This is a genomic window from Enterobacter sp. D2 (genome assembly GCF_034427575.1).
Lineage (GTDB): Bacteria > Pseudomonadota > Gammaproteobacteria > Enterobacterales > Enterobacteriaceae > Enterobacter > Enterobacter cloacae_M.
The window spans coordinates 640,316-655,322 of record NZ_JAXQPP010000001.1 but is presented as its reverse complement, the minus strand read 5'-3'; the positions used below and the strand labels follow the sequence as shown (position 1 = coordinate 655,322).

General features: G+C 56.2%; 10 protein-coding genes. 1 reads left to right on the top strand and 9 read right to left on the bottom strand.

The genetic code is table 11. The annotated features are described in order from the left end of the window. Nucleotides 1-107: 107 nt before the first annotated feature. The 9 genes from SPG90_RS03060 to lrp form a co-directional block, all read right to left on the bottom strand. Nucleotides 108-1,256 (bottom strand): MFS transporter, encoded by a 1,149-nt coding sequence (locus SPG90_RS03060; RefSeq protein WP_033145087.1) that lies wholly within the window; start codon nucleotides 1,254-1,256, stop codon nucleotides 108-110. Between the two features lie 274 nt (nucleotides 1,257-1,530). Next, nucleotides 1,531-2,394: a dimethyl sulfoxide reductase anchor subunit family protein gene (locus SPG90_RS03055; RefSeq protein ID WP_045404119.1), complete on the bottom strand. Its 864-nt coding sequence runs from the start codon at nucleotides 2,392-2,394 to the stop codon at nucleotides 1,531-1,533. Nucleotide 2,395: 1 nt separating this feature from the next. After that, the gene (locus SPG90_RS03050; RefSeq protein ID WP_023310987.1) at nucleotides 2,396-3,013 is read right to left on the bottom strand and encodes a DMSO/selenate family reductase complex B subunit; all 618 of its coding nucleotides are present in this window, start codon (nucleotides 3,011-3,013) and stop codon (nucleotides 2,396-2,398) included. 10 nt (nucleotides 3,014-3,023) lie between these two features. Then, nucleotides 3,024-5,468, bottom strand: coding sequence for a dimethylsulfoxide reductase subunit A (gene dmsA / locus SPG90_RS03045; RefSeq protein ID WP_045404117.1), 2,445 nt, complete (start codon nucleotides 5,466-5,468; stop codon nucleotides 3,024-3,026). Between the two features lie 212 nt (nucleotides 5,469-5,680). Continuing rightward, the gene (gene serS, locus SPG90_RS03040) at nucleotides 5,681-6,973 is read right to left on the bottom strand and encodes a serine--tRNA ligase (protein ID WP_008499983.1); all 1,293 of its coding nucleotides are present in this window, start codon (nucleotides 6,971-6,973) and stop codon (nucleotides 5,681-5,683) included. A gap of 92 nt (nucleotides 6,974-7,065) precedes the next feature. Next, nucleotides 7,066-8,409 carry a replication-associated recombination protein RarA gene (gene rarA, locus SPG90_RS03035; protein WP_023310984.1) on the bottom strand — a complete coding sequence of 448 codons (1,344 nt, stop codon included), beginning with the start codon at nucleotides 8,407-8,409 and terminating at the stop codon, nucleotides 7,066-7,068. A gap of 9 nt (nucleotides 8,410-8,418) precedes the next feature. Continuing rightward, nucleotides 8,419-9,033: an outer membrane lipoprotein chaperone LolA gene (lolA, locus tag SPG90_RS03030; protein ID WP_023310983.1), complete on the bottom strand. Its 615-nt coding sequence runs from the start codon at nucleotides 9,031-9,033 to the stop codon at nucleotides 8,419-8,421. A gap of 128 nt (nucleotides 9,034-9,161) precedes the next feature. Beyond that, on the bottom strand, nucleotides 9,162-12,839 hold the full coding sequence (locus tag SPG90_RS03025; RefSeq protein WP_126302800.1) for a DNA translocase FtsK 4TM domain-containing protein: 3,678 nt from the start codon (nucleotides 12,837-12,839) through the stop codon (nucleotides 9,162-9,164). A gap of 135 nt (nucleotides 12,840-12,974) precedes the next feature. Beyond that, nucleotides 12,975-13,469, bottom strand: coding sequence for a leucine-responsive transcriptional regulator Lrp (gene lrp / locus SPG90_RS03020; RefSeq protein ID WP_000228469.1), 495 nt, complete (start codon nucleotides 13,467-13,469; stop codon nucleotides 12,975-12,977). A 544-nt stretch (nucleotides 13,470-14,013) separates the two neighbouring features. Here lrp and trxB point away from each other — a divergent pair. Further along, nucleotides 14,014-14,982, top strand: coding sequence for a thioredoxin-disulfide reductase (gene trxB, locus SPG90_RS03015; RefSeq protein ID WP_023616696.1), 969 nt, complete (start codon nucleotides 14,014-14,016; stop codon nucleotides 14,980-14,982). Nucleotides 14,983-15,007 lie beyond the last annotated feature (25 nt).

The window sequence follows — 15,007 nt, the reverse complement described above, 5'->3', positions numbered from 1 at the left end:
TGGTAGGACTCACATGAATTATCGCCTGGCGTAATAAACAAACAATAAGTAAAACTCTTAGTTGTGACAGGGACAAAAAAGCCTGTCATCGACAGGCTTTTAATTAATCAGGCATGAGCCACAGGCGTTGGGTGTTCGCCCACTTTGCGCAGCAGCATTAAGAGATAAATAAACGATACGCTGGCGATCATGATAAACAATAAATTATCAGAGTAATTCTGCATCAGCATCGCGGTAAACGTCGGCCCTAATAAACTGCCAATGGTATAGCTCAGTAACAGCGCCTGGTTCATTGCCACCAGCTGATGATGTTCAACTTTCTCACAGGCCCAGGCCATCGCGACCGGATAGAGCGTAAAGCCGGCAGCCCCGAGAATAAACAGCGCAGGCGCCATAGCGGCGTTGCTGAGCATGGCAAGGCATCCCATGATGACCACGAAGACCTGCACGCGCAGCACCAGCAGACGACCGAAGCGGTCCGCCAGGCGGCCAATCGGCCACTGCCCGACGATCCCCGCACTCACCATCACCGCCATCCAGAAGCCAATTCCGGAATCGCTGACGCCCTGATGATTCAGATAGAGCGGCATCAGGCCGTAGAGCGAGCCCAGTACAATACCCGATATAATGCAGCCGTTAACGCCCAGGCGCGCCTGACGGAGTCTGAGCATCGGCCAGACGTGGGTCGCTTCCTGATGCTCGCTGTTCTGGTTCACAATGCGCGTGAAGAGCAGCGGCAGGATCGCGGCCAGCACCATGCCCGTTACCCACGGCAGAACGCTCATCAGATCGGTTGGCAGCTTGCTGACCATCAGTTGCCCCAGCACGGTGCCGACGTAATAAACCATCATATAGGCCGCCAGCAGGCGTCCACGGTTGCGGGAGGTGCCGCTGCACATCAGCGCGCTTTCAACCACCACCCAAATCATCGCGCAGCCTACGCCAGCGATAAAGCGCCACGCCATCCAGCTCCAGAAGCCGACCATCAGGCCCAGCCCGGCACACCCGGCGGCGAAAATCAGCGAAGCCAGATAATAGCTGCGATTAAAGCCAAAGCGCTTAATCAGGCTCCCGGTCATTAGCGTACCCAGCAGGTTCCCGGTAAAAAAGGACGAGCTGACCATACCCACCTGCCAGGTCGGTAAGTTTTCATGGGCGAGCCATAGCGGGACGAGCGTATTTAACACTGCGATCGCCAGGGTCAACAGAAGCAGGCCACAGAGCAACAGAAGCACTGGCCGGGTATAGGTGGTCATGGATTAAAAACCGTGAGGAAGTTCAGATTTCGTGCGCATCATGCCACTGGCAAAAACAAAGTCAATCCACTGATTTAGCCGCCTCGCACAATATGTTCCCTGTCGATTTAAAAAACTTATCCTGCTAATGCCACGCCTGCTATAGATATTAATTATGTGTCTGTTTTTATTTATTAATGGGCGAAATTAAAACAAAACGACAGTCGAAAAATTTCATGATCGAAAAAAGAAAAACCGGGCACTCAGGCCCGGCTTGATATAACTCAATGCAACGTTAGCTGGCGATAGCCATACCAACGGTCATATGCAACCCGTAGAACACGCCGCGGCCAATCAGTTCACCCGCCAGTACCAGCACAAAAGCCAGTGACAGCAGCGGCAGCGCCGGCTGATAGCCTTTGAGCTGAGGGGCAATCCAGAATACCAGCGCGGCGACCAGAAGAACGATACGCCAGGCCATCAGCGCACCGTAGTCCGGCACCAGGGCAGAAGCCTGCTGGATAGAGCTGTGAATGGTTGCCAGTTCAGCCCCCTGCATCAGGGCGACCATCGCACTCACCACCAGCGCCAGCAGAGAAACAGCGGGCAGCAAACGCATTGCCCACCCGTCTACGCCCGCCACGCGCAGCAGCAGGTAGCCCAGCAGCGGCCCGCCGATAAACATCGTCAGGAAGAAGCTCATCGGCGTCCAGACGCTGTACCAGGTTGGAACGGTATCTATGGTGTTATAGACGCGCACCATCATCCACACGAACACCACGCCCAGTACCATGGTCACGATCAGCCACAGGCTGCGCAGACCCGCAGGCAATTTCTTCAAAGCGGCCAGCAGCCAGCCCAGCCCACCGACGGCAAAGAAAATCGCCCCGCTGGCAATCTCGTTACTGAGGGATGAGGCGCCCACGCGGTTCAGAGAGTTAAACGCGCGCATCGGCGAACCCAGGTGCAGCGTAGAGGCGATAAAGCCAATCCCCATCAGCACCCACAGGCCAAACATACTCAACACTAAACGCTGCTGCTGTTCAGCGTTGAGATTCCCCTTCAACAGCGCCAGCGCGAGCACAATGAAACCGCCCGCCACGCACTGACCAAAGACCGTGAAGATCATCAGCGGCCATTCATGCCATCCACTTCCCATCTCACACCTCCTTCGGATTTGCCAGGTAGCCGGTAGTGTCACCTGTAGGACGGCTGTTGGCGTTAGGTTTAATCACAATGCTCGGCTTCGTGAAGTGCGCAGACGGCAGCGGTGCCACTGCGGCAAGCTGACCGTGTTTTTGACGCAGCTCTTCAACAGGACCGAAGTCCAGCGCGCGCAGCGGGCAGGACTCAACGCAAATCGGCTTTTTGCCATCCGCCACGCGGGTGTGGCAACCGTCGCATTTGGTCATATGACCTTTGGCGGCGTTGTACTGCGGCGCGCCGTACGGGCACGCCATGTGGCAGTACCGGCAGCCGATGCAGACATCTTCATCCACCACCACAAAACCGTCTTCACGCTTGTGCATCGCCCCGCTCGGGCAGACCTTGGTGCAGGCAGGATCTTCACAGTGGTTGCAGGCAATCGACAGGTAATAGGCAAAGACGTTCTGATGCCAGACGCCGTTATCTTCCTGCCAGTCGCCCCCGGCGTATTCGTAGATGCGGCGGAAGCTGACGTCCGGGGTCAGGTCTTTGTAATCTTTACAGGCCAGCTCGCAGGTTTTGCACCCGGTGCAACGGCTGGAATCGATAAAAAATCCATACTGGGTTGTCATCGGCTACTCCTTAAACCTTTTCAACCTGGACAAGGTTTGTGTGGGATGGGTTGCCCTTCGCCAGCGGCGACGGACGCTGCGTGGTCAGTACGTTAATACTGCCCGCCTGGTCGATGCGGTTGGCATCAGGGCTGTACCAGGCCCCCTCTCCCAGCGCCACTACGCCTGGCATCATGCGCGGCGTCACCTTAGCTTCAATGTGCACCTCGCCGCGACCGTTGAAGATACGCACGCGATCGCCATTGCTGATGCCTCGCGCTTTGGCATCCATCGGGTTGATCCACATCTCCTGACGGCAGGCGGCCTTGAGTACGTCGACGTTACCGTAGGTGGAGTGCACGCGCGCTTTGTAGTGGAAACCGGTCAGCTGCAGCGGGAATTTCGCCGTCAGCGGATCGTTGTAGTTTTCGAAACCTGGCGTGTAGATCGGCAGCGGATCGATAACGTCCCCTTCCGGCAGCTCCCAGGTCGACGCGATTTTTGCCAGCTCTTCGGAGTAGATTTCGATTTTGCCCGACGGCGTGGTCAGCGGGTTTGCCTGCGGATCTTCACGGAACGCTTTGTAAGCCACGTGGTGCCCTTCCGGATCGCGCTGTTTGTACATACCCTGCTTGCGGAAGGTATCGAAATCCGGCAGGTCAGGGACCGCCTTACGGGAGAGTTCATGCAGATGGCGCATCCACCCTTCCTGTGTACGTCCCTCGGTAAACTGCTGCTCAACGCCAAGACGTTTCGCCAGCTCAGAGGTCATCTCATAAATGGTTTTGCACTCGAAGCGCGGTTTGATCGCCTGATCGGTGAAGATCACGTAGGACATGTTGCCGCAGGAGGCGTCCAGCGCGAAATCCATCTGCTCAGAGGCGGTGCAGTCCGGCAGCAGGATATCGGCATATTTCGCCGAGGAGGTCATGTGGCAGTCGATCACCACAATCATCTCGCACTTCTTATCATCCTGCAGGATTTCATGGGTGCGGTTGATTTCGGAGTGCTGGTTGATGAGACAGTTACCGGCATAGTTCCAGATCATCTTGATCGGCACGTCCAGCTTGTCCTTGCCGCGCACGCCGTCGCGCAGGGCGGTCATTTCAGGACCACGTTCGATCGCATCGGTCCACATAAACATGGAGATGCTGGTCTGAACAGGGTTATCCAGCGTCGGCATACGTTCAAACGGCACTTCATACGAGCCTTCACGCGCGCCGGTGTTACCGCCGTGAATACCGACGTTGCCGGTCAGAATGGAGAGCATGGAGATCGCACGGGTCGCGATTTCGCCGTTCGCATGGCGCTGCGGTCCCCAGCCCTGGCTAATGTAGGCCGGTTTGGCCGAGCCAATCTCACGCGCCAGCTGAACGATACGCTCGGCCGGAATACCGGTGATGGTGGACGCCCACTCGGGCGTTTTCGCCACGCCGTCGCTGCCCTGCCCGAGAATATAGGCTTTGTAATGACCGTTAGCAGGCGCGCTGGCTGGCAGGGTTTTCTCGTCATAGCCGACGCAGTATTTATCCAGGAAAGGCTGATCGACGAGGTTTTCGGTGATCATCACCCACGCCAGCGCGGAGACCAGCGCTGCATCGGTACCCGGACGGATTGGGATCCACTCGTCTTCACGTCCGGCGCCGGTATCGGTATAGCGTGGGTCGATGATGATCATGCGGGCATTGGATTTGGCGCGGGCCTGTTCAAGGTAATAGGTTACCCCGCCGCCGCTCATGCGGGTTTCGCCCGGGTTATTACCGAACAACACCACCAGCTTACTGTTTTCGATATCAGACGGGCTGTTGCCGTCCGCCCAGCCGCCGTAGGTGTAGTTGAGTCCCGCAGCAATCTGCGCCGATGAGTAGTCACCATAGTGATTGAGATAACCGCCGCAGCAGTTCATCAGGCGTGCCACCAGCGTTTTACCCGGTGGCCAGGAGCGGGTCAGCGTACCGCCGAGCGTCCCGGTGCCGTAGTTCAGGTAGATGGATTCGTTGCCGTACTCTTTGATAAGGCGCTGCATATTGGTGGCGATAATGTCGTAGGCTTCATCCCAGCTAATCCGCTCGAACTTCCCTTCCCCACGCTTACCGACGCGCTTCATCGGATATTTCAGGCGGTCCGGATTATACACGCGACGACGCATGGAGCGGCCGCGCAAGCAGGCGCGAACCTGATGTAACCCTTCATAGTTATCGTCCCCGGTATTGTCGGTTTCGACATATTTAATTTCGCCATCCACCACGTGCATACGCAGCGGACAACGGCTACCGCAGTTAACGGTACAGGCACTCCACACCACTTTTTCCGGAGCTGAAGCTGGGGATAATGCATCCGCCGCTGAGGCCAGTCGGGTAAAAGGAAGCGTGAAGGCGCTGCTGGCTACGGCCAGGCCGCCTATTGCCGTGGTTTTCATCAACCCACGGCGAGTGACCTCGGCAGCCATTAATGCTTCAGGCGCGTTGATTTTCATAGAGACTCACTTTGGTTGCTCACAAAGAAAAGAGTGGCGGCGCAAAACCGCTATTTAGTTTTATATACAACGAATTTCTACGTAATCAGCTTTTTATGCTGACTTTCATTCGGAGGAGTATTACTACTTTAGAGGGAGGGGGTATTGCGTCGTATCAATTCCGCGGCATAAAAAAAGCGCCTAAAGGCGCTTTTTTGTTGTGAGGCAAAGAATTAGCCAATGTACTGCTGGCCTTTCATGTATGGACGCAACACTTCAGGGATCTCAATACGACCGTCTGCCTGCTGATAGTTTTCCAGCACGGCAACCAGCGTACGGCCCACAGCCAGACCAGAACCGTTCAGGGTATGCACCAGACGGGTTTTCTTGTCAGATTTGCTGCGGCAGCGTGCCTGCATACGACGCGCCTGGAAATCCCAGACGTTAGAGCAGGAGGAGATTTCACGGTAGGTGTTTTGCGCAGGCACCCACACTTCAAGATCGAAGGTTTTGCAGGCGCCAAAGCCCATATCACCGGTGCACAGGGCCATACGACGATACGGCAGGCCCAGCAGCTCCAGCACTTTCTCAGCGTGACCGGTCATCTCTTCCAGCGCGTCCATGGACTCTTCAGGACGGACGATCTGCACCATCTCAACTTTGTCGAACTGGTGCATACGGATCAGACCGCGCGTGTCGCGACCGTAAGAACCTGCTTCAGAACGGAAGCACGGAGAGTGTGCCGTCAGCTTAATTGGCAGGTCGTCTTCATCGATTATCTCATCACGCACGAGGTTAGTCAGCGGCACTTCAGCGGTTGGGATCAGCGCGTAGTTGCTGCTGTCTGCTTCCTCGTCCAGCGGACGGGTATGGAACAGATCGCCGGCAAATTTCGGCAGCTGGCCCGTACCGTACAGCGTATCGTGGTTGACCAGATACGGCACGTAGGTTTCGCTGTAGCCATGCTGCTCGGTGTGCAGATCCAGCATGAACTGCGCCAGCGCGCGGTGCAGATGGGCAATCTGGCCTTTCATCACCACAAAACGGGAGCCGGTCAGCTTAACCGCTGCCGCAAAGTCCAGCCCCGCGTGCATTTCGCCCAGCGTCACGTGATCGCGCACTTCGAAGTCAAACTCACGAGGTGTACCCCAGCGTTTCACTTCAACGTTGTCGTTTTCATCTTTGCCGACAGGCACGCTGTCGTCAGGAATATTCGGGATAGCCAGGGCAATATCACGAATCTCGGCCTGAAGAACGTCCAGCTCAGCTTTTGCCTGATCCAGTTCTTCACCCAGTTTGTTCACTTCCAGGCGTAATGGCTCAATATCTTCCCCGCGCGCTTTCGCCTGGCCGATGGATTTCGATCGAGAGTTACGCTCTGCCTGCAGATTTTCAGTTTGTACCTGCAGAACTTTACGACGCTCTTCGAGAGCGCGCAGCTTATCTACATCCAGCTTAAAGCCCCGGCGTGCCAGTTTTTCAGCGACTGCGTCTGGCTCATTACGCAGCAGATTGGGATCGAGCATGCTTATCCTGTGCTTATCGAATTAAAATAGGAAAATGTGACCACAGCCTGCGGCCACAAGGATACATTGCCAACATTACCGCAACGATTGAACTAACGGTAGCGTTTTATAGGGCTATTTTGATCCTGTCCGGCGAGCCAGGTGAGCTTTTCACCAATCTTGCCTTCAAGACCTCTGTTTGTGGGGTGATAATAGCGCGTTTGTGCCATCTCCTGCGGGAAATATTCCTCCCCGGCAGCGTAGGCATTGGGTTCATCATGAGCGTAACGATACTCCTGCCCATATCCCATCTCTTTCATCAGTTTGGTCGGCGCGTTACGCAGGTGAACCGGCACATCGTAGTCCGGACGTTCACGCGCATCCGACATCGCCGCTTTAAACGCGGTATAAACCGCATTACTTTTCGGCGCACAGGCCAGATAGACAATTGCCTGCGCAATGGCTCGTTCGCCTTCCGCGGGCCCAACGCGGGTGAAGCAGTCCCAGGCCGACAGTGCAACCTGCATGGCGCGAGGATCGGCATTGCCGACATCTTCTGACGCAATCGCCAGACAGCGACGCGCGACATATAACGGATCGCCGCCCGCAGTGATAATGCGCGCGTACCAGTAAAGCGCCGCATCCGGCGCGCTGCCGCGCACGGACTTATGCAGCGCCGAGATCAGGTCGTAAAAACGGTCGCCTTTGTTATCGAAACGCGCGCTGCGCTCCCCCGCAATTTCGGTGAGCAGTTCCGGTTTCAGCACCCGCTTCCCTGCATCATCGATTTCGGCCATATCGGCCATCATTTCCAGCGTATTCAGCGCACGACGCGCATCGCCGTTGACCAGCTCGGCAATCGCACGACGCGTGTCGTCAGGCAAAACGATATCCTGTCCGCCGTAGCCGCGCGCTTTGTCGTCCATCGCCTGGGTGAGAACCTTTTCGATATCATCGGTGGTGAGCGATTTGAGCAGGTAAACGCGCGCGCGGGAAAGTAGCGCCGAGTTCAGTTCAAACGACGGGTTTTCGGTGGTCGCACCGATGAAGAAGATCGTGCCGTCTTCAATATGCGGCAGGAAGGCATCCTGCTGGCTCTTGTTGAAGCGGTGGACTTCGTCCACGAAGAGGATGGTGCGCCGCCCGGCATTGCGGTTCTGCCGCGCACGCTCGATCGCCTCACGGATCTCTTTCACGCCGGAGGTGACCGCCGAGATACGTTCGACGTCCGCGTTGGCATAGCGGGCGATCACTTCTGCAAGCGTAGTCTTGCCGGTGCCAGGGGGTCCCCAGAGGATCATGGAGTGAAGATGCCCCGCCTCAATGGCGCGCGGCAATGGCTTACCGGCAGCCAGCAGATGCTGCTGGCCGATGTACTGCGCTAAATTTTCTGGCCGCATACGGGCGGCCAGAGGTTGAAACGCGTTATCTGAAAAATCGAGCGACAGATTGCCCACTCATGCCTCTTACTTATTGCGTTGGTCGTCCACCGTTACGCCCTGCGGCGGGGTAAAGGTGAATTTCGAAGCATCAACGGCGCCGTTCTGCTGAGACTTGAGCTGGTAGCTGCTGCGCTGATCGTCCTGCTCAACCGCGCCGAACTGATTAATCGTACCGTTGGTGCTTACGTTAATGGTGAACTGCTTCAGGTTGCCGTTGCTGCCTTTCGGCGTCAGGACAAACTCGTCACCCGTCTGTTTAATATTGTACTGCTGCCAGTCGCTGGACTGGTTACGAGCAATCAGCATAAACGGCGTATTGCTGGTGGCATCTTTCAGCCAGGTCGCCGTTGCCTGCTCAACGAACGGGTTGAAGAACCATAAGGTTTTACCGTCAGAGACCAGGATGCTTTCATCCGGCTGGGTCATGTGCCAGTTGAACAGATTCGGGCGTTTTACCCACAAATCTCCCTGACCTTCCTGCACCGCGTTGCCGCTGCCGTCCGTCACTTTTTGCGTGAAGCTGGCGTGGAAGCTGCTTACTTTATCCAGTCGGCTTTTAAGGTCGCTGGCCGCATCAGCCCAGACGCTGCTGGCGACAAAACTGGTGAGTAATGCACAGGCGATGGCGATTTTTTTCATTGTTATTCCTTAAAATACGTCTTCCCGATATGGGGTTTCCGTCTTCTATTCTGGACCTGCCCGAAGGCAGGCGACAGAAGAAAATGCTTAATTTTGGCTGATTTACCCTTCTTTGCAATCGCTGAAGGCTAATCAAACGGCGGCGGTGCCAGCACCTCGCGGTTACCGTTATGCCCCTGCTCGCTCACAATGCCCTGCGCTTCCATCTGCTCGATGATACGCGCTGCGCGGTTATAGCCAATTCGGAACTGGCGCTGCACGCCAGAGATTGACGCTTTGCGTTTTTCGGTAACGAAGTTAACCGCCTGATCGAATAACGGATCCAGCTCTTCGCCGCCGTCGAAGCCACCGCCGCCGCCTTCGCTTTCCGTATCGCTGGTGATGCCGTCAACATATTGCGGACGACCGCGCGCTTTCCAGTCCTGCACGACGGCGTGTACTTCCTCATCGCGGACGAACGCACCGTGAACGCGCACCGGAGAGGTGGAGTTCGGGCCTGAATAGAGCATGTCACCCATACCCAGCAGCGACTCTGCGCCGCCCTGGTCAAGAATGGTACGGGAGTCAATTTTACTGGATACGGTAAAGGCGATACGCGTCGGAATGTTCGCTTTGATAAGACCGGTGATAACGTCCACGGAAGGACGCTGGGTCGCCAGCACAAGGTGAATACCGGCCGCACGCGCTTTCTGCGCCAGACGGGCAATCAACTCTTCTACTTTCTTACCGACGGTCATCATAAGGTCAGCGAATTCATCAACCAGCACGACGATATAAGGCAGCTTTTCCAGCACCGGATGCTGAGCATCCATGCTGTCACCCGGCTTCCAGTAAGGATCCGGGATCGGACGCCCCATGCGCACAGCCTGGGCGATTTTCTCGTTATAACCGGCCAGGTTACGCACGCCTAACGCAGACATCAGCTTGTAGCGGCGTTCCATCTCATTGACGCTCCAGCGCAGGGCGTTGGCGGCGTCTTTCATGTCAGTGACCACTTCGGTCAGCAGATGCGGGATGCCTTCGTAGACCGAAAGTTCGAGCATTTTCGGGTCGATCATGATGAAACGCACATCTTCCGGCTGCGCTTTATAGAGCATGCTGAGGATCATGGCGTTCACACCGACAGACTTACCGGAACCGGTAGTACCCGCTACCAGCAGGTGAGGCATTTTGGCAAGATCCGCAACGACCGGATCGCCCGCGATATCTTTACCCAGCACCACCGTCAGCGGAGAGGGGTTATCGCGGAATTTGGTGTTATCCAGCACTTCGCGCAGGTAGACGGTCTGACGTTTCTTGTTCGGCAGCTCAAGACCAACGTAAGGTTTACCCGGTATCACTTCCACCACACGCACCGCAACGGTCGACAGAGAACGCGCCAGGTCGCGGGACAGGTTGGAAATACGCGCGGCTTTAACGCCGGGTGCCAGGTTCAGTTCAAACCGGGTGATCACCGGACCCGGCGAGTAGTTCACCACGTCCGCCTTGATGCGGAAGTCAGCCAGACGAGCTTCCACCAGACGCGCCATCTGCTCCAGCGCGAAGGTATCGACCGGCTCCACTTCTGACGGCGGCGGCGTTAACAGATCCAGAGACGGCAGCGGCGTGCTTGGACGCTGCAGCGGACGGCTGTCACCGTTACGCATCAGCAGCGGGTGAATCAGACTTTCCTGCGGCTGAGGCGCAGTCTGCTGGAACTGCGGTGGCTGTGGCGGCTGCTTCGGCTGCTGAACAGGTTGATGCTGCTGCGCGTAGGCCTGTGGTGCTGGCTGCTGGCGCACAGGCTCCGCTTCAGGCATCACGCTCGGGGTAAATAACGGCTCGCTCGGGCCATCATCTACCAGATCCTTCATCGGCGAGAATTCAAAATCAGACAGCGAGAACGGATTTGCGCCAGCCGGTTGCTCACCAGAATAGCGCTGCTGCTGGGTGGCGGCAAACTGGCGCGCCAGTTCTGCTTCAGCCGCGTCCTCTTCGTCTTCCAGCACCGGTTCATCGTGCTGATATTCTTCACCGTAGCGTTGATTCTGCTGCGCGGCGAACTGACGGGCCAGCTCGTCCTGCTGCATTTCATAGGCGTCATCTTCGTACTCAGGCTCGCGCGCTTTCTCTTCGGCCATACGCTGGGAAGGCAGCTTGATGCCATAAGAGGCAAGCTCACGGCGGGTGGGTACACGAACGCGGTTAGGGCGAGGCAGTTGCGGACCAATCCCCTCCTTCACCTGAGGACGTGGTGTGCCCCCTGTTGCCAGGCTAAAGACAGGTGCAGCTACGGCAGCGGCCGCGGTAGCCTGCTTCACGCTTTCCGCTACGGGTGCGACTGCAGGCGTCGGGTCGATCGGTGGAACGGAAACAGAAGGCGCTTTCGTCACCGGCTCCTGCACCGGTTCAGGCACAGGCTGGTACCAGGCCGCCAGTTGCTCGCGTTCACGCGCGCGACGCTCTTCAACTTCTTCAAAATAGTACATCGGTGGACGAGAGGGTTTTACCTCTTCCACTATTTCAGCTTCAGGCTGCGGCTCTACATAAGGCTGAACAGGTTCAACCTTATCAGGCACATACTCCTGATAAGGTTGGGCCACAGGCTGTTCATAGTGCGGGTAATCTTGCGGTTCATACGCAGGCTGCGGCGGCTGATAAGGCTGCTGCCACTGCTCCTGCTGCACAGGAATGTAGCTTTCAGGTTCAGGCGCGATAACCGGCTCCGGCGTGTGAACGCCTGGCGCAGTCTGCCAGTCAACCTGAGGCTGCTGAATAACGGATTCCGGCGGCGAAACCGGCGCGGATGGCATCACGGCGTCGACAGGCGCGGCATACACCTGCGCAGCGGTCGTCGCGGCTGCGACGGCCGCAACCGGCTCGGTAACCGAATGACCATTTAACAGCGGATCGTATTCGTCGAAGTCACCCGGAGTGGCCCGGCTGCCGGAGAAGAGCACATCGTCAGGATCGACGGCGATACCTGCAGCGCGATACGCCACCTGCTCGTCTTCATCCATGCGCTTACCGGAGAAGAGCGCCGCATCGGTTTTACGACCCAGCGGGTTGGCAAATTTCTCAGCAACACGCTGACGACGGGCCAGCGCGCCGCGCAGAATACGCGCACGACGAGACTCGCGACGCTGCACAGGCGCGTCATCTTCCTCTTCATCTTCGTATTCGTCTTCATCAACCCACGTATCGTCACGACGGGTACGGTTGCTGGCGAAGGTCAGAATGGTGAGGATAAAACTGCCGATTTTCTCGGCAATGCTCACCCAGGACCAGCCGGTGAACAACGTCAGCCCGGCCGCCCAGATACACAGCAGCGCCAGCGTACCGCCGCTGCTGTGCAGCATCGGCTGCAGCGCAGAACTGAGTAAACTGCCGATCACCCCGCCAGAGGCGAAGTACCAGATATCATCCGCATTGATTGCCGCCAGCCCGCACGAGGTGAGGATCAGCGCCAGCGCGCCAATCAGGCGCAGCGACACGGCAAAATAGTCGATGTAATCATCGTTCTGACGATGACGCCACGCAAACCAGCATCCGCCAATGATAATAACGGGAAGGGTGTAGGCCATCACACCGAAAATGAAAAACAGCGTGTCCGCAAGCCAGGCACCGGGGACACCGCCTAAATTATGGATAGGCTCATGCCATGCAGTTTGTGACCAGCTGGGATCTGAAGGGTTGAAACTGAGTAAGGCTGCCATCAGCCAGACGGCAAAAAGGGCAATAACAATCAGCAAAGCCTCGAGGAGACGACGTCCGCTGCTTAGCTTCGATAGTGTGACTTCTTTGTCTTCAGTGTATTCCTGGCTCAAAAAAGGCTCTCCAGGTATCAGGCATATCCTGCCTTTTTGCTAAAACGGACAACAGCGCCGGGACTCCCCGGCACTGTTGCTGTATGGATTAACAGGAGTGTAATCAAACTACGCTGATTTTGCACCTGTTCCGTGTTAGCGCGTCTTAATAACCAGACGATTGCTCTGTTTGACCTCTTCCATCACCACATACGTACGGGTGTCGTTCACGCCTGGCAGACGCAGCAGGGTTTCCCCCAGCAGCTTACGGTAGGCGGACATATCAGGCACACGGGTTTTCAACAGGTAGTCGAAATCACCGGATACCAGATGACACTCTTGAATTTCTTCAAGTTTTTGTACAGCGGCGTTAAATTGCTCAAACACATCCGGCGCACCACGATTCAGAGTAATCTCAACAAATACCAGAAGTGAGGCATCCAGATAATGCGGGTTCAGCAGAGCAGTATAGCCCTGAATGAAACCCTGTCTTTCCAGTCGGCGCACACGCTCAAGGCACGGCGTCGGGGAAAGTCCCACACGTTTTGAAAGCTCGACGTTGGAAATACGCCCATCCTTTTGCAATTCATTAAGAATGTTACGATCGATACGGTCGAGATCTTTGCCAGGGCGCTTCTTGCTATCTACCATTATTATTGTCTCTCTGTATTCCTTCCCTACTCCTGCCTGGACCCTGTGCACATCACTGTTCAGAGCCTGTACCCGTTAGTCATCACATCGCCTGGTTTTGTATTAGACGCGATGCGGATTCGGGTTCTGTTGGTAAGAAGACCGTTGCCCGAAGGCAGTCACCGACATCACGTATGGCGTCTGTCCACGCCATGCGTAGATTTCACTGACCCGGTAAAAATGGCATTTACGTGCATGCCTATGCGGCATACGGTTAACGCGGTTTTTTTTCTTCCTTGAATGTTTTCGCAAAAGCGCAGGGGATTGTCAAAGCAAAACATCGTTTTTTAGTACAACATGCCGGATATTCATTACGGCAGGGTATTAATCCTCATTTTATTGCCTTACAAACGAACGGTTTTCAGGCGAAAGCGTGATGTTATAGCGCCTCATTCATCGCCCGTGGCTATTACACAGATTGATATCAAAATTGCTGCGCTCTTTTTTTACGGCAACAAATTCCCTACAATCCAGCCAAATGTCTGCCAACAACAATGGGGATCTCATGGGCACGGCCAAACACAGTAAGCTGCTAATCCTTGGTTCTGGACCTGCGGGATATACCGCAGCGGTCTATGCTGCACGCGCTAACCTGCACCCGGTACTCATCACCGGAATGGAAAAAGGCGGTCAGCTGACCACCACCACCGAAGTGGAAAACTGGCCAGGGGACCCGAACGACCTGACAGGGCCGCTACTGATGGAACGTATGCACGAGCATGCCGCTAAATTCGAAACTGAAATTCTGTTCGACCACATCAATAAGGTCGATCTGCAGAACCGTCCGTTCCGCCTGACGGGCGACAGCGGCGAATACACCTGTGACGCGCTGATCGTTGCCACCGGCGCCTCTGCCCGTTACCTCGGTCTGCCATCCGAAGAAGCGTTCAAAGGTCGCGGCGTCTCTGCCTGCGCAACCTGTGACGGTTTCTTCTACCGCAATCAGAAAGTCGCGGTCATCGGCGGCGGCAACACCGCCGTAGAAGAAGCGCTCTACCTGGCGAACATTGCCTCTGAAGTGCACCTGATCCACCGTCGCGAAACCTTCCGCGCGGAGAAGATCCTGATCAAACGCCTGATGGATAAAGTGGCCAGCGGCAACATCGTGCTGCATACCAACCGTACCCTGGAAGAGGTGACGGGCGACCAGATGGGCGTTGCCGGTCTGCGTATTCGTGATACCCAGAACACTGACAACGTCGAAACGCTTGAAGTGGCGGGTCTGTTTGTGGCGATCGGTCACAGCCCGAACACCGCGATCTTCGACGGTCAGCTGGAGCTGGAAAATGGCTACATCAAAGTGCAGTCCGGCATTCACGGTAACGCGACCCAGACCAGCATCCCGGGCGTGTTCGCGGCTGGCGACGTGATGGACCATATTTATCGTCAGGCGATTACCTCTGCTGGCACCGGCTGTATGGCCGCGCTGGACGCTGAGCGCTACCTCGATGGACTGGCTGAACAAGGTAAATAATCTTTACAAGTCAGTAACAAACGTA

What these genes read in the sequence shown, in the direction of transcription:
- SPG90_RS03060 (WP_033145087.1), bottom strand. Translation starts at nt 1,256, where the DNA reads ATGACCACCTATACCCGGCCAGTGCTTCTGTTGCTCTGTGGCCTGCTT.
- SPG90_RS03055 (WP_045404119.1), bottom strand. Translation starts at nt 2,394, where the DNA reads ATGGGAAGTGGATGGCATGAATGGCCGCTGATGATCTTCACGGTCTTT.
- SPG90_RS03050 (WP_023310987.1), bottom strand. Translation starts at nt 3,013, where the DNA reads ATGACAACCCAGTATGGATTTTTTATCGATTCCAGCCGTTGCACCGGG.
- dmsA (WP_045404117.1), bottom strand. Translation starts at nt 5,468, where the DNA reads ATGAAAATCAACGCGCCTGAAGCATTAATGGCTGCCGAGGTCACTCGC.
- serS (WP_008499983.1), bottom strand. Translation starts at nt 6,973, where the DNA reads ATGCTCGATCCCAATCTGCTGCGTAATGAGCCAGACGCAGTCGCTGAA.
- lolA (WP_023310983.1), bottom strand. Translation starts at nt 9,033, where the DNA reads ATGAAAAAAATCGCCATCGCCTGTGCATTACTCACCAGTTTTGTCGCC.
- lrp (WP_000228469.1), bottom strand. Translation starts at nt 13,469, where the DNA reads ATGGTAGATAGCAAGAAGCGCCCTGGCAAAGATCTCGACCGTATCGAT.
- trxB (WP_023616696.1), top strand. Translation starts at nt 14,014, where the DNA reads ATGGGCACGGCCAAACACAGTAAGCTGCTAATCCTTGGTTCTGGACCT.